General features: G+C 70.1%; 18 protein-coding genes. 10 read left to right on the top strand and 8 right to left on the bottom strand.

The genetic code is table 11. The features are described from left to right. Nucleotides 1–125 precede the first annotated feature (125 nt). The 5 genes from Q0R63_RS03215 to Q0R63_RS03195 all read right to left on the bottom strand — a co-directional run bounded on the left by Q0R63_RS03215 (nucleotide 126) and on the right by Q0R63_RS03195 (nucleotide 5,669). Nucleotides 126–842: an ABC transporter ATP-binding protein gene (locus Q0R63_RS03215; RefSeq protein WP_366521073.1), complete on the bottom strand. Its 717-nt coding sequence runs from the start codon at nucleotides 840–842 to the stop codon at nucleotides 126–128. Beyond that, on the bottom strand, nucleotides 839–1,672 hold the full coding sequence (locus Q0R63_RS03210; protein WP_295693890.1) for an ABC transporter ATP-binding protein: 834 nt from the start codon (nucleotides 1,670–1,672) through the stop codon (nucleotides 839–841). The genes Q0R63_RS03215 and Q0R63_RS03210 overlap by 4 nt, the downstream gene beginning before the upstream one ends. Further along, a complete protein-coding gene (locus tag Q0R63_RS03205; RefSeq protein WP_295693887.1) occupies nucleotides 1,669–3,408 on the bottom strand; it encodes a branched-chain amino acid ABC transporter permease in 1,740 nt (579 codons plus the stop codon). Before Q0R63_RS03205 ends, Q0R63_RS03210 begins: the two co-directional genes overlap by 4 nt. Then, a complete protein-coding gene (locus Q0R63_RS03200) occupies nucleotides 3,405–4,358 on the bottom strand; it encodes a branched-chain amino acid ABC transporter permease (RefSeq protein ID WP_295693884.1) in 954 nt (317 codons plus the stop codon). The genes Q0R63_RS03205 and Q0R63_RS03200 overlap by 4 nt, the downstream gene beginning before the upstream one ends. 81 nt (nucleotides 4,359–4,439) lie before the next feature. Continuing rightward, the gene (locus Q0R63_RS03195; RefSeq protein WP_295693882.1) at nucleotides 4,440–5,669 is read right to left on the bottom strand and encodes a branched-chain amino acid ABC transporter substrate-binding protein; all 1,230 of its coding nucleotides are present in this window, start codon (nucleotides 5,667–5,669) and stop codon (nucleotides 4,440–4,442) included. Between the two features lie 330 nt (nucleotides 5,670–5,999). Between Q0R63_RS03195 and Q0R63_RS03190 the strand changes: the two genes are divergently transcribed. The 10 genes from Q0R63_RS03190 (at nucleotide 6,000) to Q0R63_RS03145 (ending at nucleotide 15,572) form a co-directional block, all read left to right on the top strand. Next, entirely contained in the window at nucleotides 6,000–6,437 is a 438-nt protein-coding gene (locus Q0R63_RS03190; protein ID WP_295693879.1) for a Rieske (2Fe-2S) protein, read from the top strand. A gap of 41 nt (nucleotides 6,438–6,478) precedes the next feature. Continuing rightward, nucleotides 6,479–8,521 (top strand): excinuclease ABC subunit UvrC, encoded by a 2,043-nt coding sequence (gene uvrC / locus Q0R63_RS03185; protein WP_295693876.1) that lies wholly within the window; start codon nucleotides 6,479–6,481, stop codon nucleotides 8,519–8,521. A gap of 85 nt (nucleotides 8,522–8,606) precedes the next feature. Further along, complete coding sequence (rapZ, locus tag Q0R63_RS03180) at nucleotides 8,607–9,542, top strand: RNase adapter RapZ (protein WP_295693873.1); 936 nt, start codon at nucleotides 8,607–8,609, stop codon at nucleotides 9,540–9,542. Nucleotides 9,543–9,548: 6 nt separating this feature from the next. Further along, nucleotides 9,549–10,475: a uridine diphosphate-N-acetylglucosamine-binding protein YvcK gene (gene yvcK, locus Q0R63_RS03175; protein ID WP_295693870.1), complete on the top strand. Its 927-nt coding sequence runs from the start codon at nucleotides 9,549–9,551 to the stop codon at nucleotides 10,473–10,475. A 98-nt stretch (nucleotides 10,476–10,573) separates the two neighbouring features. Beyond that, a complete protein-coding gene (gene whiA, locus Q0R63_RS03170; RefSeq protein WP_295693868.1) occupies nucleotides 10,574–11,551 on the top strand; it encodes a DNA-binding protein WhiA in 978 nt (325 codons plus the stop codon). 197 nt (nucleotides 11,552–11,748) lie between these two features. Further along, nucleotides 11,749–12,750, top strand: a complete 1,002-nt coding sequence (gene gap, locus Q0R63_RS03165; protein ID WP_295693865.1) for a type I glyceraldehyde-3-phosphate dehydrogenase — start codon at nucleotides 11,749–11,751, stop codon at nucleotides 12,748–12,750. Between the two features lie 5 nt (nucleotides 12,751–12,755). Beyond that, the gene (locus Q0R63_RS03160; RefSeq protein WP_295693862.1) at nucleotides 12,756–13,979 is read left to right on the top strand and encodes a phosphoglycerate kinase; all 1,224 of its coding nucleotides are present in this window, start codon (nucleotides 12,756–12,758) and stop codon (nucleotides 13,977–13,979) included. Then, on the top strand, nucleotides 13,979–14,788 hold the full coding sequence (gene tpiA, locus Q0R63_RS03155; RefSeq protein ID WP_295693859.1) for a triose-phosphate isomerase: 810 nt from the start codon (nucleotides 13,979–13,981) through the stop codon (nucleotides 14,786–14,788). The genes Q0R63_RS03160 and tpiA overlap by 1 nt, the downstream gene beginning before the upstream one ends. Before the next feature lie 144 nt (nucleotides 14,789–14,932). Continuing rightward, nucleotides 14,933–15,178, top strand: coding sequence for a preprotein translocase subunit SecG (gene secG, locus Q0R63_RS03150; RefSeq protein WP_295693857.1), 246 nt, complete (start codon nucleotides 14,933–14,935; stop codon nucleotides 15,176–15,178). Between the two features lie 43 nt (nucleotides 15,179–15,221). Next, the gene (locus Q0R63_RS03145; RefSeq protein WP_295693855.1) at nucleotides 15,222–15,572 is read left to right on the top strand and encodes an RNA polymerase-binding protein RbpA; all 351 of its coding nucleotides are present in this window, start codon (nucleotides 15,222–15,224) and stop codon (nucleotides 15,570–15,572) included. A 34-nt stretch (nucleotides 15,573–15,606) separates the two neighbouring features. Here Q0R63_RS03145 and pgl read toward each other — a convergent pair whose 3' ends face one another. The 3 genes from pgl to Q0R63_RS03130 all read right to left on the bottom strand — a co-directional run. After that, a complete protein-coding gene (pgl, locus tag Q0R63_RS03140) occupies nucleotides 15,607–16,341 on the bottom strand; it encodes a 6-phosphogluconolactonase (RefSeq protein WP_295693853.1) in 735 nt (244 codons plus the stop codon). Continuing rightward, nucleotides 16,341–17,534, bottom strand: coding sequence for a glucose-6-phosphate dehydrogenase assembly protein OpcA (locus Q0R63_RS03135; protein ID WP_295693850.1), 1,194 nt, complete (start codon nucleotides 17,532–17,534; stop codon nucleotides 16,341–16,343). Before Q0R63_RS03135 ends, pgl begins: the two co-directional genes overlap by 1 nt. Nucleotides 17,535–17,670: 136 nt before the next feature. Further along, on the bottom strand, nucleotides 17,671–18,392 hold a 722-nt coding region (locus Q0R63_RS03130; protein ID WP_295693847.1), incomplete at its 5' end, for a glucose-6-phosphate dehydrogenase.

Here is an 18,392-nt window from a genome sequence, read left to right as displayed (position 1 = left end):
GAGGCCCTGGGATCGACCGGACGTGACCACTCGACGGCGACTCACCAAGCCGACGCGAAAGGTGACCTTTGGCGCCGGTTGCCGCGGCGCGGCGCGGCGGCACCCGACGTGCGCGACCAGGGGGGTCAGTCCTCGCCGAGGTAGGCCTTGCGGACGTCGTCGCTGGCGAGCAGCTCCTGGCCCGTGCCCTGGAGGACGATCGAGCCGACCTCGAGCACGTAGCCCTTGTCGGCGAGCCGGAGCGCGGCCTGGGCGTTCTGCTCGACGAGCAGGATGGTCGTGCCCTGCTCGCGCAGTGTCCTCACCGTCGACATGATCCGCTTCATCATCAGCGGGGACAGGCCCATCGACGGCTCGTCCAGCATCAGCAGCTTGGGCCGGCACATCATCGCGCGGCCCATCGCCAGCATCTGCTGCTCGCCCCCGGAGAAGGTGCCGGCGGGCTGCTTCGCCCGCTCGCGAAGGATGGGGAAGAGGTCGTATGCCGCCTGCAGGTCACCCTTGATGTTGGCGGTGTCCTTGCGGGAGAACGATCCGAGCAGGAGGTTCTCCTCGACGGTCAGTCGCGGGAAGATCCGTCGTCCCTCGGGGGAGTGGGCGATGCCGAGCGAGACGATCTCGTGGGCCGGCGTCGTCTGGATCGGCTTGCCCTGGAAGCGGATCGAGCCGCCGGTGGGTCGCAGCAGACCGGAGATGGTGCGCAGGGTCGTCGTCTTCCCGGCGCCGTTGGTGCCGATGAGCGTGACGACCTGGCCCTCGTCGACCGAGAAGGTGATCTTCTTGACCGCCTCGATCTTGCCGTAGGCGACCTGGAGGTCGGTGACCTCCAGCATGGCGGTCACGTGCTCGCCCCCTCGTCCTCGTCGTCGTCTCCCGTGCCGATGTAGGCCTCGATGACCCGGGGGTCCGACTGCACCTGGGTCGGGCTGCCCTCGACGAGGGTCTCCCCGCGGACGAGGCAGAGCACCCGGTCGCAGAGGTTGAAGATGAAGCGCATGTCGTGCTCGATGACGACGACGGCGATGCCGCTGTCCCGGATCTTGAAGATGAGGTCGCTGGCCTGTCGCGTCTCCTGCGGGTTCATCCCGGCGGTCGGCTCGTCGAGCAGCAGCACCTTCGGGTCGGTCGCCAGGGCCCGGGCGATCTCGAGGCGACGCTGGTCGCCGTAGGGCAGGTTGCGGGCCAGCAGCTCGGACGACCGCCCGAGCCCGACGTAGTCGAGCAGCTCCTGGGCGCGGGCCCGGGTCGCGGCCTCCTCCCGGCGGAACTTCGGTCCGCGGAAGATGGACGTCAGGGCCATCGAGCTGGTCCGGCAGTAGCGGCCGACCATGACGTTCTCCAACGCGGTCATGTTGTTGAAGAGCCGGATGTTCTGGAAGGTCCGGGCCATCCCGGCGAGCACCACGGCCCGCGGCTTCGGCGGCAGGACCGCCCCGTTGAAGATGACCTGCCCCTCGGTCGGCTTGTAGAGCCCGGTGAGGCAGTTGAAGAAGGTCGTCTTGCCGGCGCCGTTGGGGCCGATCAGCCCGACGATCTCTCCCTCGCGGACGGTGAGGTCGACGCTGTTGACGGCCGTGAGCCCCCCGAACCGCATGATCACGCCGCTGGCCTGGAGGATGACGGCTCCGCCGTCCGCAGGCGGAGCGGCCGGCGCGCTGTGGGTGACCGTCACGTCTGGGCCTCTTCCTCGAGATGGACCTCTTCGATGCGTTCGGCGAGCGCCTCGTCCTCTTCGTGGAACTCCAGCTGGCGCCGCTGGCTGGCGATGATGCCCTCGGGGCGCACCCGCATCATGAGCACGAGGAGCACGCCGAAGATGAGGAGGCGGTAGTCCGAGATGAAGCGCAGCTTCTCGGGCAGCAGCTTGAGGATGGTCGCACCGATGAAGACGCCGGCGACCGTCCCCATGCCGCCGAGCACCACGGCGGCGAGCAGGAACGCGGACTCCAGGAAGACGTACTGGTCGGGGGTGACCGAGACGTCCTGGTGGGCCTTGACCGTGCCGGCCATGCCGGCGAGGAACGCGCCGCTGGCGAAGGCGAACAGCTTGAGGCCGAAGACGTTGACGCCCATCGCCTCGGCGGCCTTCTCGTCCTCGCGGATCGCCACCCAGCCCCGGCCGATGCGGCTGTTGTTGAGGCGCGAGAAGACGGTGATGATGACGAGCGCCAGGACGAGGAGCACGAAGTAGTAGTTCGCGAACCGTCCCAGGCTGAACCCGAGGATGGTGTGCTCGTCGCCGAAGTTGAAGGACCCGATCTGGAGGTCGGGGATGGCGGGTATGCCGTTGGGTCCGTGCGTGAGGTCCGGCCCGTTGTTGCCGTCGAGGTTGCTCATCGACAGCCGGAAGATCTCCCCGAAGGCCAGGGTGACGATGGCGAGGTAGTCGCCCGACACCCGCAGTGTCGGCGTACCGATGATCAGACCGAGGGTCGCCGCGACGATCGCGCCGAGGAGGACGACGACCAGGAACGGTGGCTTCCAGCCGATCGTCGCGAAGGCCGAGGTCGACAGCGTGGCCGCGGTGTAGGCACCGGCGCCGAGGAAGGCGATGTAGCCGAGGTCGAGGAGGCCGGCGAGGCCGACGACGATGTTCAGGCCGAGGGCGGTGGCCGCGAAGATGAGGACCTGCGTGGCGATCGACATGTTGGCGTCGGAGCCGTTCTGGGTGAACGGGAAGAGGAACGCCACGGCGAATGCGCCGAGCATCAGCACCCGCCGGTGCCGCTGGGCCACGATCCCCAGCCAGGTGAAGAAGCCAGCCGCGAAGAGCGACCACGCCACCGCGACGACGAAGACGAGGAAGAGCCCGAAGATGTTGCCGTCGGTCTGCCCGAGCGCGTATGCCGCCCCGAACAGGAGCATGGCCATCAGGACGACGATCGTCCCGATCTCCACCCATGCCGGGAGCTGAGCGTGCAACGTGTCCTTCGTCGGCCGCCGCTCGAGCAGGCTGCCGCCCACGGCCAGGACGAGGCTGCCGACGAGGGAGACCCAGCCGCCCGGGTCGATGTTGATCAACCCGCTGGACGTCACCGCGACGACGGCGAGCGTGATCGCCATGAAGCCGAGAGCGCCGATCCCCAGCACCATCAGCGCCTTGGCGGAGTCGATCCAGACCCCGAGCCCGCGCAGCGGACCGCGGTAGGCCAAGGCGTAGACCAGGGCCAGCACCGCAGCAGTGAGCATGAAGAGCTGGAGCGATCCGGGGTTGAACGAGATCGAGAGGTTGCCGAGGATCTCCGGGTCGTAGGACCAGGACAGGAAGCACCCGGCAGCGAGGACGACCAGCCCCGTGAGGACCAGCAGCCAGGCCAGCCGGCCGTGCTGCTCCCGCAGCCCGTCGATGCGGGAGGGGTGGTAGCCGGGCGTCGGGGCGATCTGGGTCGGGGTCGAGACGGTGCTCATGCCCGGTCCACCACCCGTGCGCCGAGCAGTCCCTGGGGTCTGAACACCAGCACGACGATGAGCAGGACGAAGGCCCAGACGTCCTTCCACGGGGTGCCTCCGAAGGCTCCCGGGATGAACTGCGTCGCCAGGCTCTCGGCCACGCCGAGGACGAGCCCACCGACGACGGCGCCCGCGACGTTCCCGATCCCCCCGAGCACAGCGGCGGTGAAGGCCTTGAGGCCGGCGGTGAAGCCCATGATCTGGCTGATGCTGTTGGTCTGCAGCCCCTGGGCCACGCCGGCGATGCCCGCGAGGAGCGCGCCGAGCGCGAAGGCCACGACGATCACCCGGTCGACGTTGATGCCCATCAGCCGGGCCGTGTCGGGGTCCTGCGAGACCGCCTGCATCCCGCGACCGAGCTTGGTGCGGTTGATGAACCACCACAGGAAGACGGCGCTGACGACGAGCGCGCCCACGGTGAAGATCGCCGAGCGACGCAGGGTGATGTCGCCGAGCTGCAGGGCGGTGCCGCTCACGTAGTCGATCTGAGGGTAGGGAAGCGGGCTCTTGGCACCGGGGTAGAAGAGCCGGACGATCTCCTGGAGCGAGACGGAGACGCCGATCGCGGTGATCAGCGGCGCGAGTCGCGGCGCATGTCGCAGCGGCCGGTAGGCGAACCGCTCCATGAGCACGGCCACGCCGACCGACGCCGCGACGGCCCCGAGGAGCATCGGGATCAGGATGAGGATCGAGGTCTGACCCTGGAAGAAGATCGTCCACACCGCGAGTGACCCGAATGCGCCGATCATGAAGACCTCGCCGTGGGCGAAGTTGATCAGCTGGACGATGCCGTAGACGACGGTGTAGCCGACGGCGATGAGGGCGTAGAGCGAGCCGCTGGTCAGGCCGTTGATGAGCTGTTGGAGAAAGAGCACGTCGACCTCGAGGGGTGGGGGGGGCCGGATCACAGCGCGGCACCAGGTCGGTTGAGGTGGGGATACCGAGCGGGGGTGGGCTCGCGCCCACCCCCGATCGTTCGTGCTACGCGATCACTTGAAGGTGTCGGTCTTGTCCGCGACCCACTTGCCGCCCTCCACCTTGTAGACCGTGATGACCTTGGAGGTGGCGTCGCCGTACTGGTCGAAGGCGACCTTGCCGGTCACCCCGTCGAAGGAGACCTTGCTGACCGCGTCGATCGTCGCCTGACGCGCCGACTTCGGGTCGCTGGCCGACGCGAGGGAGGTCTTCAACGCGTTGATGATGGCGTTGGCCGCGTCGTAGGCGTAGCCGCCGTAGGCGCCGGACTCGTCGGGGTAGGCCGCGGCCTTGTAGTCCGCGAGGAACTTCTTGCCGGCGTCGCTCGCGTCGGCGGGTGCGCCGACCGAGGTCGCGAGGTCACCCTCGTCCTTGCCACCGGCGAGCTGGATGAACTTCGGGTCGTAGATGCCGTCGCCACCCATGAGCGGGATGGTGAGCGCAGCGTTCTTGACCTGGAGCGAGAGCGGGCCGGCCTCCGGGAACTGACCGCCGTAGTAGATCGCCTGGGGGGCCCCGGGCTTGATCTTGGTGATCACCGTCGAGAAGTCGTTGTTGCCACCGTTGTCCGCCGTGGTGATGGTCTCGGCGTCCGTGATCGTGCCGCCGTCCTTGGTGAACTCCTTGGTGAACGCCTCGACGAGGCCCTGGCCGTAGGTCTGCTTGTCGTGGACCGTCGCGACCTTCTTGATGCCCTTCGCGATGAGGTACTGGGCGGCGAAGGGGCCCTGGACCGCGTCGGTCGTGCAGGTGCGGAAGTAGGCGGCATACTGCCGCTTCGGGTTCGCGGCGTCGGCCCCGATGGTCAGCGACGGGTTGGTGTTGGCCGGGGAGATCTGGGTGATCTTCGCCGAGTTGAAGATCGGCTGGGTCTGCTGGGAGACGCTGGAGTTGAGGTCACCCACGACACCCACCACCGAGTCGTCCCCGGCGAGCTGCGTCGCGGCGTTCTTGCCGACGTCGGCCTTCGCCTCGTCGTCCTTGAAGACGACCTCGATCTTCCAGCCGGGGATCGCGTTGGTGGCGTTGGCCTGCTTCACGGCGAGCTCGACGGAGTGCTGGATGCCGAGACCGAGGGCGGAGAGGCTGCCGGAGAGCGGCGCGATCACGCCGATCTTGACGGTCTTGCTGGCGCTTCCGCTGCTGCTGCCCGTGCTGGTGGTGGCGCGGGATCCGCAGGCGGACAGGGCAAGGGCCGCGACGGCGAGCGGCACGCCGATCCGAACGATGGAACGCTGCTGCACAAGGTCCTCCAGGTGTTGTCCGGCCCGACGCCAGAGATGGCGGCGGACCCTCGCGTGGTCCGCGAGCGTGGCTCGCAGAGTAGCCCGGCAGGGCGGTCCCGCGTGGGGACCTGAGGCCTCTGTGTCTTTCTCGTTATGTGTGAATTCCGTGTTACGGACGCTCGGACGGCGGACGGTCGACGATTTTTCGGCGCCGACCCGACCAAAGCGCGACGACAGCCGTCTCACAGGGCATCGGGGCAGGCTGGCCACGGACGACCAGATCGCCCAGCCGCACCGACCGCCCCACTGAACCTGCCGACCTGACCCGATCCCACCGGAGGACCCCTCATGCCGAACTCGTCACTGGACCGTCGCACCCTCATCCGCACTGCCGGAGCCGTCGGAGCGGGGGTCGTCGGCGTCGGCGCGCTCGCCGCCTGTGGCTCCAGCTCGACCACCGACGCCGCAGCCTCGTCGAGCGCCCCTGCCGGCTCCGCCGGCGTCACCGTGGCCGCCAGCGAGGTCCCGGTGGGTGGGGGAAAGATCCTTGCCGACAGCCTCGTCGTCGTCACCCAGCCGGTGGCCGGCACCTTCAAGGCCTTCGGGGCGACGTGCACCCACCAGGGCTGCCCCGTCACGAAGGTCGCCGACGGCAAGATCGAGTGCCCGTGCCACGGGAGCCAGTTCGACATCTCGACCGGTGCGCCGACCGCCGACAGCGCGGCCAAGAAGCCGCTCGCGGCCAAGACCGCGACCGTGAGTGGTGCCAACATCGTCATCTCCTGACCGCTCGACCGGGTGTCCGAGGGCCGACCTAGAGTGGCCGGGTGGCTGACCCGTCGACCTATCGCCCGAAGCCGGGTGAGATCCCCACCGATCCCGGGGTCTACCGTTTTCGCGACAAGGACGGTCGGGTCATCTACGTCGGCAAGGCGAAGTCGTTGCGCCCCCGGCTGTCCTCCTACTTCCAGGACATCGCCGCGCTGCACCCGCGCACGGCGACGATGGTGCGGACCGGGGCCAGCGTCGAGTGGACGGTCGTCCGGACCGAGGTGGAGGCTCTGCAGCTCGAGTACTCCTGGATCAAGGAGTACGACCCGCGCTTCAACGTCAAGTACCGCGACGACAAGTCCTACCCCTACCTCGCGGTGACCCTCGGCGACGAGTTCCCGCGGGCCCAGGTGATGCGGGGGGCCAAGCGCAAGGGCACGCGCTACTTCGGGCCGTTCTCGCACGCCTGGGCGATCCGTGAGACCCTCGACCTGCTGCTCCGCCCGTTCCCGATGCGGACCTGCAGCTCCGGGGTGTTCAAGCGGGCGACGGCGAGCGGTCGCCCGTGCCTCCTCGGCTACATCGACAAGTGCTCGGCCCCGTGCGTCGGGCGGGTCTCGCCCGAGGAGCACCGGGCCATCGCCGAGGACTTCTGCGACTTCATGACCGGCAACACGACGAAGTTCGTCAAGCGCATCGAGCAGCGGATGCGGCAGGCCTCGTCGGAGCTGGAGTTCGAGCTGGCGGCCCGGCTCCGCGACGACATCGGGGCCCTCAACAAGGCCCTGGAGAAGTCCGCGGTCGTCTTCGGCGACGCCACCGACGCGGACGTCTTCGCCCTCGCCGACGACGAGCTCGAGGCCGCGGTCCAGGTCTTCCACGTGCGGGGGGGAAGGATCCGCGGCCAGCGGGGCTGGGTCGTGGAGAAGGAGAGCGAGGACGTCCCCGACCTCGTGAGCCACCTGCTCCTCCAGGTCTACGGCGACCAGACGCCTGATGCGGTGCCGCGCGAGGTGCTCGTGCCCGTGCTGCCGTCCGAGGACGACGTCGTGCAGGTCTGGCTCAGCGGGCTGCGGGGGTCGCAGGTCGACCTGCGGATCCCCCAGCGCGGCGACAAGCGCGCCCTCATGGAGACCGTGCAGCGCAACGCCGAGCAGTCGCTCGCCCGGCACAAGGTCACCCGCGCCGGCGACCTCACGGCGCGCAGCCTGGCCCTGCAGGAGCTCCAGGACACCCTCGACCTGCCCGAGGCACCGCTGCGGATCGAGTGCTTCGACGTCAGCCACGTCCAGGGCACCAACGTCGTGGCCTCGATGGTCGTGTTCGAGGACGGGCTGCCGCGCAAGTCCGAGTACCGCCGCTTCATCGTTCGAAGTGCCCTGACTCCCGGCCCCGACGGGCTGCCGGGCTCGGTCGACGACACCGCCGCGATGCACGAGGTGCTGACCCGCCGCTTCCAGCGCTACCTCGACGAGCGGGACCGGGCCACCGACGTCGAGATGGACGACGCGGAGCACCACGAGAGTCTCGACGGGGACCTCGAGGTCGAGGAGCACGGGCGCCGGGCCAGCGGTCCCATCGACGAGGAGACCGGCCGCCCGAGGAAGTTCGCCTACCCGCCCAACCTCGTCGTCGTCGACGGCGGGCTGCCGCAGGTCAATGCGGCGCGAGCGGCCCTGTCGGAGCTGGGTATCGATGACGTCGCCCTCGTCGGCCTGGCCAAGCGGCTCGAGGAGGTCTGGGTGCCGGGTCAGGACTTCCCCGTCATCCTGCCGCGCACGAGCGAGGGGCTCTACCTGCTGCAGCGGGTTCGCGACGAGGCGCACCGCTTCGCGATCACCTTCCACCGGCAGCGACGGTCCAAGGCGATGACGACGTCGGCGCTCGACGGCATACCCGGTCTCGGCGTCACGCGGCAGAAGGCGCTGCTCAAGCACTTCGGGTCGGTCAAGCGGCTCCGGTCCGCGACGGCGCCGGAGATCGAGGAGGTGCCGGGCATCGGGGCGTCGCTGGCCGCCGTCGTCGTCGAGCGGCTGCACCAGGAGGGCGGCGCGACCGTCCCCGCCGTCAACCTCACCACCGGCGAGGTGCTCGACTGAGGCAGACCCTCGTCGGTCGCTGGGTGGCCGCTCGCAGGTCACTCGCCGGATGTCCGGTGTGCCCCGGTCGCCGTAGGGTTGCGTCATGACCGAACCCGGGCCGGGCGTTCCCCCGCAGGATCCGACCCCGGTCGAGCAGTCGCCGGTCGAGCAGCCGCCGATCCTCGTGCTGACGGGCATGAGCGGCGCCGGCCGGTCGACCGCGGCCAACGTCCTCGAGGACCGCGGCTGGTACGTCGTGGACAACCTGCCCCCCCAGATGCTCCCGCAGCTGCTGCAGCTGCACGGCGAGGACCGACGGACCGAGGGGTCCACCCCGGCACGGGTCGCGGCCGTCGTCGACGTGCGCAGCCACGGGATCTTCGCCGACTTCGGCGCGATCATCGGCGAGCTCACGCGGGCCGGCCACCGCCCGAGCGTCGTCTTCCTCGACGCGACCGATGAGGCCCTCGTGCGCCGTTTCGAGAGCGTCCGCCGACCCCATCCGCTGCAGGGTGACGGCCGCCTGCTCGACGGCATCCTGCGCGAGCGCGAGCTGCTCCGGGACCTGCGCTCCGACGCCGACCTCATCGTCGACACCTCGGGCCTCAACGTCCACCAGCTGTCGTCCAAGATCTCCTCGATGTTCGAGTCGGGCGCCCGCGCCCAGATCCGGTTGGCGGTGATGTCGTTCGGGTTCAAGTACGGCGTGCCGCTGGATGCCGACTTCGTCTACGACATGCGCTTCCTGCCCAACCCCTACTGGGTGCCGGAGCTGCGCCAGCTCACCGGACGCGACGAGGCGGTGGCGGACTTCGTTCTCTCACAGCCCGGCGCGGCGGAGTTCCTCGACGGCGTCCTCGCGCTGATGGCCCCCGTCGTGGACGGCTACGTCCACGAGGGACGGCGCTACGTCACGCTCGCCGTCGGGTGCACCGGTGGCAAGCACCGCTCGGTGGCCGTGGCCGAGCAGCTCGCGGAACGGCTCGAGAGCGCCCGCGTGGCCACCTTCATCGTCCACCGCGACCTCGGGCGGGAGTGACGGGGTATGCCGCAGAAGCGCGTCGTCGCGCTCGGGGGAGGACACGGCCTCGCCGCGTCGCTCTCCGCCCTCAAGCTGATCACCGACCAGGTCACGGCCGTGGTGACGGTGGCCGACGACGGGGGGTCCTCCGGCCGGCTGCGTGAGGAGTTCTCGGTGCTGCCCCCCGGTGACCTGAGGATGGCCCTGTCCGCGCTGTGTGACGACAGCGAGTGGGGGCACACCTGGCGGGACGTCCTCCAGCACCGCTTCGCCGGCACCGGTCCGCTCGGGGGCCACGCCCTCGGCAACCTCCTGATCGTGTCCCTCTGGGACCTGCTGGGCGACACGGTCGACGGGCTCGACCTGGTGGGCCGCCTCCTCAACTCCCGTGGTCGGGTCCTGCCGATGGCCGACGTCCCCCTGCAGATCGAGGCCGAGGTGGCGGGACCCGACGGTGCCATCACCACCATCACCGGCCAGCACCTGGTGGCGAGCACCCGCGGCCGGGTGCAGGTCGTGCGGCTGCTGCCGCCGGATGCGGGCTGCCCTACGGAGACCCGCGAAGCGGTCCGCGAGGCGGACTGGGTCGTCCTGGGTCCGGGCTCGTGGTTCACCTCCGTGCTGCCCCATGTCCTCGTCCCGAGCCTGCGCGAGGAGCTGGTCTCCACGGGCGCCCGTCGACTGCTCAACCTCAACCTCGGGGTGCACTCCGACGAGACGAAGGGGTTCCGCGCTGCCGACCACCTCGAGTCGCTCGCCCGGCACGCCCCGGGCCTGCGGATCGACGTCGTGCTCGCCGACCCGAGCTCGGTCGACGACCTGACCGCGCTCGGGGCGGCGGCGGCCCGGCTGGGCGCCGAGCTGGTCGTCGCGACAGTGTCGAGCACCGCCGACCAGGGCCGGCACGACTCGCTCCGGCTGGCCGCGGCATACCGGGACATCATCGGCTAGCGTGTCGCTTCCGTCCGGTTCTCAGCCGGTTTCGTCACCTCCGGTGACGTGCGGGACACGGGCCTACCGGGAGATGACGTCATGGCAGGATGGCCCGCATGGCGATGACGGCACGGGTCAAGGACGAGCTCAGCAGGCTCCCGGTGACCAAACCCTGCTGTCGCAAGTCCGAGGTCGCCTCGACCCTGAGGTTCGCGGGCGGACTGCACATCGTCGGGGGACAGATCGTCGTCGAGGCCGAGCTCGACACCGCCATCGCCGCCCGCCGGCTGCGGACCTTCATCGCCGAGGTCTACGGCCACCGCTCCGAGGTGCTCGTGATGTCGGCCGGTGGCCTGCGCAAGGGCAGCCGCTACGTCGTCCGGGTCGTCGAGGAAGGCGCCACGCTCGCCCGCCAGACCGGGCTGATCGACTCCCGGGGCCGCCCCGTGCGGGGACTGCCGCCCAAGGTCGTCAGCGCGTCGGCGTGCGACGCCGAGGCCGCGTGGCGCGGGGCCTTCCTCGCGCACGGCTCGCTGACCGAGCCGGGCCGCTCGTCGGCGCTCGAGATCACCTGTCCCGGGCCGGAGGCCGCACTCGCGCTCGTCGGTGCGGCCCGACGGCTGGGCATCCAGGCCAAGGCGCGTGAGGTCCGCGGGGTCGACCGCGTCGTCATCCGCGACGGCGACGCCATCGCCGCGATGCTCACCCGCCTCGGAGCCCACGACGCCGTCCTCGCCTGGGAGGAGCGGCGGATGCGCCGGGAGGTGCGCGCCACGGCCAACCGGCTCGCGAACTTCGACGACGCCAACCTTCGTCGCTCCGCACGAGCTGCCGTCGCCGCCGGGGCCCGGGTCGAGCGCGCGATGGAGATCCTCGCCGAGGAGATCCCCGACCACCTGCGGGAGGCGGGGACCCTTCGGCTGGAGCACAAGGAGGCCTCGCTGGAGGAGCTGGGCCAGCTGGCGAGCCCGCCGATGACCAAGGACGCGGTCGCCGGTCGCATCCGCCGCCTGCTCGCGATGGCCGACAAGCGCGCCCAGGATCTCGGCGTCCCCGGCACCGAGGCGAGCCTCACCGCCGACATGCTCGACTGACCGTGACGCGCGGGTATGCCGCAGCGCCGTGCCCCGGGAACCGGCGGGGGTTCCGTACCTCGGACGACGACCTCGTGGTGTGACGTGGGGCACTAGGGTTGCCGCCGTCGACACCTCCCGGCCCGAGCAGCGTCTGAGGGAGGGGTGAGGTGTCCGACCCCGACCAGTACGACCCATCTCCGGAAGGCTTGACCACCGTGACTGTCCGCGTAGGGATCAATGGCTTCGGCCGCATCGGCCGCAACTTCTTCCGCGCCGTGCGTGCCGCCGGCGCCGATATCGAGATCGTGGGCGTCAACGACCTCACGGACAACGCCACGCTCGCGCACCTGCTGAAGTACGACTCCATCCTCGGCCGCCTCGGCGAGGTCACCTCGACCGATGACGAGATCGCCGTCGACGGCAAGGCCTTCAAGGCCTTCGCCGAGCGCGACCCGGCCGCCCTGAAGTGGGGCGACCTCGGCGTCGACGTCGTGATCGAGTCCACCGGGTTCTTCACGGACGGCGCCAAGGCCAGAGCGCACCTCGACAACGGCGCCAAGAAGGTCATCATCTCGGCGCCGGCCAGCAACGAGGACGTCACCATCGTGATGGGCGTCAACCACGAGTCCTACGACCCGGCGAAGCACGCGATCATCTCCAACGCCTCGTGCACGACGAACTGCCTCGCGCCGATGGCCAAGGCCCTCAATGACGAGTTCGGCATCGTCAAGGGCCTGATGACGACGATCCACGCCTACACCCAGGACCAGAACCTTCAGGACGGCCCGCACAAGGACCTGCGCCGCGCCCGCGCCGCGGCCATCAACATCGTGCCCACCTCGACCGGCGCCGCCAAGGCGATCGGCGTCGTGCTGCCGGAGCTCAAGGGCAAGCTCGACGGCTTCGCGCTGCGGGTGCCGATCCCGACCGGCTCGGCCACCGACCTCACCTTCGAGGCCGGCCGGGAGACGACCGTCGCCGAGGTCAACGCTGCGGTGAAGGCGGCAGCCGACGGCCCGCTCAAGGGCTACCTGAAATACACCGAGGACCCGATCGTGTCGTCCGACATCGTGACCGACCCGCACTCGTGCATCTTCGACGCGGGCCTGACCAAGGTGCTCGGCAACCAGGTCAAGGTCGTCGGGTGGTACGACAACGAGTGGGGCTACTCCAACCGCCTCGTCGACCTCGTCGTGCTCGTCGGCAAGGGTCTCTGAGGGTTGTGAAGACCCTCGCCGACCTGCTCACCCGCGACCTGCACGGCACCCGGGTCCTCGTCCGATCCGACCTCAACGTCCCGCTCGACGGGACGACGATCACCGACGACGGTCGGATCAGGGCCTCCGTCCCGACCATCAGGGCCCTCACCGAGGCGGGCGCCCGCGTCATCGTGTGCGCCCACCTCGGCCGGCCCAAGGGTGCGCCGGAGGCGAGGTACTCCCTCGCGCCGGTCGCGGCCAGGCTGGGTGAGCTGCTCGGCCGGCCCGTGACGTTTGCGACCGACACCGTCGGCGAGTCCGCGCAGGCCGCGGTGAGGGACGCGTCGGACGGCGACGTCGTCCTGCTTGAGAACCTGCGCTTCAACGCGGGGGAGACGGCCAAGACCGACGAGGGTCGGGCCGAGTTCGCCGCGGCGCTGGCCGCCCTCGCCGACGTCTTCGTCTCCGACGGCTTCGGTGTCGTCCACCGCAAGCAGGCGTCCGTGTTCGACGTCGCCCGGCTGCTCCCGGCATACACCGGTGGGCTGGTCCAGACCGAGGTCGACGTCCTGCGCCGGCTGACACACGACCCCGCCCGCCCGTATGCCGTGGTGCTGGGTGGCGCCAAGGTGTCCGACAAGCTCGGGGTCATCGGCAACCTGCTGCAGACCGCCGACCGCCTGCTGATCGGCGGCGGCATGGCCTTCACCTTCCTGCGGGCGCAGGGCCACGAGGTCGGCACCAGCCTCCTCGAGGCCGACCAGGTGGATGCCGTCAAGGGCTACCTCGACGACGCCGCAGCGCGCGGTGTCGAGATCGTCCTGCCCGTCGACGTGGTCGCTGCGTCGGCCTTCTCGGCGGACGCCGAGCACGCTGTCGTGGCCGTGGACGCCATCCCGGCCGACCGGATGGGCCTCGACATCGGCCCGGAGTCCTCGGCGCTCTTCGCCGCGAAGCTCGCCGACTGCCGGACGGTGTTCTGGAACGGCCCGATGGGCGCGTTCGAGATGGCACCCTTCGCTGCCGGCACCAAGGCGCTCGCGGACACCCTGGTCGAGATCACCGCCGCGGGCGCGCTCACCGTCATCGGTGGCGGCGACTCCGCGGCCGCCGTCCGCCGGCTGGGGTTCACCGACGACCAGTTCGGCCACATCTCGACCGGAGGCGGAGCCAGCCTCGAGTACCTCGAGGGCAGCGAGCTCCCCGGCCTCACGGTCCTCGACGAGTCGAGCGAAGAGCAGACCTGATGGCTGTCAAAGCCCCGACCTCCGGGCGCACCCCGCTCATCGCCGGCAACTGGAAGATGAACCTCGACCACCTGCAGGCGACCCACCTCGTGCAGAAGCTCGACTGGACCCTGCGCGACGCGAGACACGACTACACCGCCGTGGAGGTGGCCGTCTTCCCGCCCTTCACCGACATCCGTTCGGTGCAGACCCTGATCGAGGGGGACAAGCTGCGGCTGCGGTACGGCGCCCAGAACCTCTCGCAGCACACCTCGGGGGCCTTCACCGGCGAGATCTCCGGTGCCTTCCTCGCCAAGCTCCACTGCGACTACGTCATCGTCGGGCACAGCGAGCGGCGGATGAACTACGACGAGAGCGACGCCGTGGTCAACCACAAGGTCCGCGCGGCCTTCCAGCACGGGATCGTCCCCGTCCTGTGCTGCGGCGAGGACCTCGAGATCCGCCAGGAGGGCAGGCAGGTCGCGCACGTCCTCGAGCAGGTCCGCAGGGGTCTCGTCGATGTCACCAAGGAGCAGGCCCGCAGTGTCGTCGTGGCCTACGAACCGATCTGGGCCATCGGCACGGGCGAGGTGGCGACCCCGGCCGATGCGCAGGAGGTCGGCTCGGCGATCCGGACCCTGCTCGCCGAGCTCTACTCCGGCGACGTGGCGGACGCGGTGCGGATTCTCTACGGCGGGTCGGTGAAGGCCTCCAACATCGCCTCGATCATGGCCGAGGAGGACGTCGACGGCGCACTCGTCGGTGGGGCGTCGATCGACACGGCGGAGTTCGCCTCCATCTGCCGTTACCGCGACCACCTGACCGTCTGACGCCCTTACCCCCTTGTTAGCCTCGCCGCACCCGACAACGCCGCCTTCCGTTGTGAGAACGGCCTCCCGGCAAGGTAACCTGAGCCCGATGCCCGCCGCTGGTGGGCCGCCCCGATGCCGACCCGAGATAGGACACCCCCGAGCGTGAACGCGGTGAAGCTGGGCCTGCAGATCCTGCTGGTCCTCTCCAACCTCTTCCTGATCCTCCTCATCCTCATGCACAAGGGGAAGGGTGGCGGGCTCTCGGACATGTTCGGTGGGGGGATGTCCAGCTCGCTCGGTGGATCCACGGTGGCCGAACGCAACCTCGACCGGTTCACCATCGCCATCGGCATCATCTGGTTCGTCACCGTCGTGGGGCTCGGACTGCTCGCCCGGTTCGCCGGCTGAGCATTTCCCGACGACTTGCTGAAGTACGAAGAAAGGACGAGTCATGGCCAGCGGTAACGCCATTCGTGGAAGTCGAGTCGGAGCAGGCCCGATGGGGGAGGCCGAGCGCGGCGACTCCGCCCCGCGCGTCTTCGTCTCCTACTGGTGCTCCAACCGGCACGAGACCCGCCCGAGCTTCGCACAGGAGTCGGGCCTGGTCCTCCCCGAGACCTGGGACTGTCCCCGCTGCGGTCTGCCCGCCGGTCAGGACGAGAAGAACCCGCCCGCCCCGCCCAAGGTGGAGCCCTACAAGACCCACCTGGCCTACGTCAAGGAACGGCGTAGCGACGCCGACGGCAAGGCCATCCTGGACGAGGCCCTGACCACGCTGCGCGACCGCGGGCTCATCGTCTAGCACACGTGGGGGTCTGTTGTAGGGGGCCGCTCGGTCAGGCGAGGCCGGCGGCAGCGTCGGTGTCGAGCAGCCAGCGGGTGGCGTCCTCGCCGTGGACCCCGCTCGCGGGGACGTCCCACCGGTCTGCGCCCTCGGCCAGCGCCGCGACGACGGCGTCGGCCTTGTCGGACCCGGCGACCAGGAACCAGACCTGGCGGCTGCGGGCGAGGCACTCGAAGGTCAGCGACACGCGGTCGGGCGGCGGCTTGGGGGAGTCGTGCACGGCGATTGCGATGGCATCCTCGATGCGTTGGGCCGGGTGGTGCGGGAAGAGCGAGGCCACGTGGCCGTCGGGGCCCACCCCGAGCAGCACGACGTCGAAGGCGCCCGAGCCGTCGGCACGCACCTCGTCCCCGTATGCCGTGGCGCTCGCGTCCGCCGAGGCGGAGGCATCCGGCCCGGCGACCCGGTGCACCCGAAGGGGGTCGAGCCCGAGACGGCCGAGGCCGGCCGCGTCGTTCTGGGTGTCGTTGCGATCAGGATCGCCGGCCGGCAGGTAGCGCTCGTCGCCCCACCAGATCGAGACGGTGGACCAGTCCACGGCGCTGCGGCCCGGGACCTCGCAGAGGGACGCGATGATCGCTGAGCCCATCGACCCGCCGGTGAGGACCAGGTGGGCCTTCCCGCGGGCCGCCTGTGCGTCAACGATCGCCGTCACGAGGCGGGCCGCCGCGGCATCGGCCAGCGCCTGCTTGTCCGGGTGGACGACGAGCTGGGACGGGTCGGGCATCAGGACCCCGATCCGGGCGTCGCGGTCGACTTCCTGCGCGGCGTCGTGGGCGTCCGCGCGACCTGCTTCTCCCGTGGCGTCGGCCGGTCAGCGAGCTTGCGCGCCGTGGCCTTCTGCACCTGCGCCACGTCCCCGGTGTCCGGGGCCGGGGGTGCGGTGACCATCGCCGATGCGAGCTTGCCCCGGGGGCTGTGGGTGAGGCGCTCGGAGATCCGACGTGACTCCCCGGTCGACATCGTCTCGCCGTCGGCCGCGGCCGCGCTGGCGGTCTTGGTGGCGGGCGTGAGCTTGCCCAGCCCGTGGACGAGCGTCTCCATGTAGACCTCGTCGGCATCCAACCGGCGCAGCTCGTCGGCGAGACACTCGGCCAGGCCCCGGCGTTTGAGGCTGATCCGCCGGTCGGGCTGCCCCGGTTGGGACAGCGTCGCGACGGTGCCGTCGGGCCGGACGAGGTCGATCGGGCCGTTCTTGCGGTCGAGGCGGACGCTGATGACCCCGCTGCCGGCCTTGGTGCGCACGCGCTTGACCGGCACCTTCAGGACCTGGGCCAACCAACCGGCGAGCAGGTCCGACGACGGGGAGTCGCTCGCACCGGCGACGACCGCCTCGGTCACGGCGCCGTAGGGCGGACCGTCCAGCGCTGCCGCGAGCAGGCCGCGCCACAACGTGATCCGGGTCCAGGCGAGGTCGGTGTCACCCGGACGATACGTCTTGGCCAGCCGTTTCAGCGCCATCTTGGGGTTCGGCGACTCGGCGGAATCCGTGATGCGGCGCTGAGCCATCTGGGCGATGGGGTCCTCGCGCAGGTCGCTGGGCGCCTCGTGGGGCCACCACGCGACAACGGGGGAGTCGGGGAGGAGCAGCGGGACGACGACCGACTGGCCGTGGTTGGCCAGCTGACCGAAGAGCCGCAGCACGACGACCTCGCTCGCCCCGGCGTCACCCCCGACCCGGATCTGGGCGTCCATCCGGTTCGTGCCCCGGCGGTTGCCGGCGACGACCACGACGATGCGACAGGGGTGCTGGCGGCTCGCGTCGCTGGCCGCCTCGATGATCTCGTCGGCCTGGTGGTCATCGACGACGATGATCAGCGTCAGCACCCGGCCGAGCGTCATCGCCCCGACGTCGTTGCGCATCGTCACGAGCCGCTTGGCGACCGAGACGCTCGACGTCTTGGGCAGGTCGATGATCACGAGAGGCACCTGTGGGTGAATCGGGGTCCCCGCAAGGTATCGGAGCGAGGAACGAGCGGAGAACGTTGTCGCGTCTGACATCGGGGTCCCCGCAAGGTATCGGAGCGAGGAACGAGCGGAGAACGTTGTGGGGTGATCAAGGCATCCTCCAGGTGCGGCCGTCGCGGGCCATCATCTCGTCACTGGACGCGGGTCCCCATCCGCCGGCGGGATAGGGCTGGGGCGTGCCGTGCTTCCCCCACCAGGCCTCGATCGGGTCGAGGATCTGCCAGGAGAGCTCGACCTCCTCGTGCCGGGGGAACAGCGGGGGGTCGCCGAGCAGCACGTCGAGGATGAGTCGCTCGTAGGCCTCGGGCGAGGTCTCGGTGAACGCGTTGCCGTAGCCGAAGTCCATCGTCACGTCGCGCACCTCCATCTGCGCGCCGGGCACCTTCGAGCCGAACCGCATGGTGATGCCCTCGTCGGGCTGCACGCGGATGACGATGGCGTTCTGGCCGAGCTCCTCGGTCGCCGTGTCATCGAACGGCAGGTGCGGCGCCTTCTTGAAGACGACGGCGATCTCGGTGACCCGCTTGCCCAAGCGCTTGCCGGTGCGCAGGTAGAACGGCACGCCCGCCCAGCGGCGGGTGTCGATCTCGAGCTTCACCGCGGCATACGTCTCCGTGCGCGAGGACGGTGCGACGCCGTCCTCCTCGAGGTAGCCGACGACCTCCTCGCCGCCCTGCCAGCCCCCGGCGTACTGGCCGCGCTGGGTGTCGCCGGCCATGTCCTTGGGGATCTTCACCGCAGAGAGGACCTTCTCCTTCTCGGCGCGAAGGTCCTTTGCCCCGAAGGAGACCGGCTCCTCCATCGCGGTCA

The sequence above is a fragment of the Lapillicoccus sp. genome (genome assembly GCF_025353065.1).
Lineage (GTDB): Bacteria > Actinomycetota > Actinomycetes > Actinomycetales > Dermatophilaceae > Lapillicoccus.
Note: the sequence above shows the minus strand (reverse complement) of the source record. Positions and strands in the feature narration are given on the sequence as shown.

What these genes read in the sequence shown, in the direction of transcription:
- Q0R63_RS03205 (WP_295693887.1), bottom strand. Translation starts at nt 3,408, where the DNA reads ATGAGCACCGTCTCGACCCCGACCCAGATCGCCCCGACGCCCGGCTAC.
- Q0R63_RS03190 (WP_295693879.1), top strand. Translation starts at nt 6,000, where the DNA reads ATGCCGAACTCGTCACTGGACCGTCGCACCCTCATCCGCACTGCCGGA.
- rapZ (WP_295693873.1), top strand. Translation starts at nt 8,607, where the DNA reads ATGACCGAACCCGGGCCGGGCGTTCCCCCGCAGGATCCGACCCCGGTC.
- yvcK (WP_295693870.1), top strand. Translation starts at nt 9,549, where the DNA reads ATGCCGCAGAAGCGCGTCGTCGCGCTCGGGGGAGGACACGGCCTCGCC.
- whiA (WP_295693868.1), top strand. Translation starts at nt 10,574, where the DNA reads ATGGCGATGACGGCACGGGTCAAGGACGAGCTCAGCAGGCTCCCGGTG.
- tpiA (WP_295693859.1), top strand. Translation starts at nt 13,979, where the DNA reads ATGGCTGTCAAAGCCCCGACCTCCGGGCGCACCCCGCTCATCGCCGGC.
- Q0R63_RS03145 (WP_295693855.1), top strand. Translation starts at nt 15,222, where the DNA reads ATGGCCAGCGGTAACGCCATTCGTGGAAGTCGAGTCGGAGCAGGCCCG.
- pgl (WP_295693853.1), bottom strand. Translation starts at nt 16,341, where the DNA reads ATGCCCGACCCGTCCCAGCTCGTCGTCCACCCGGACAAGCAGGCGCTG.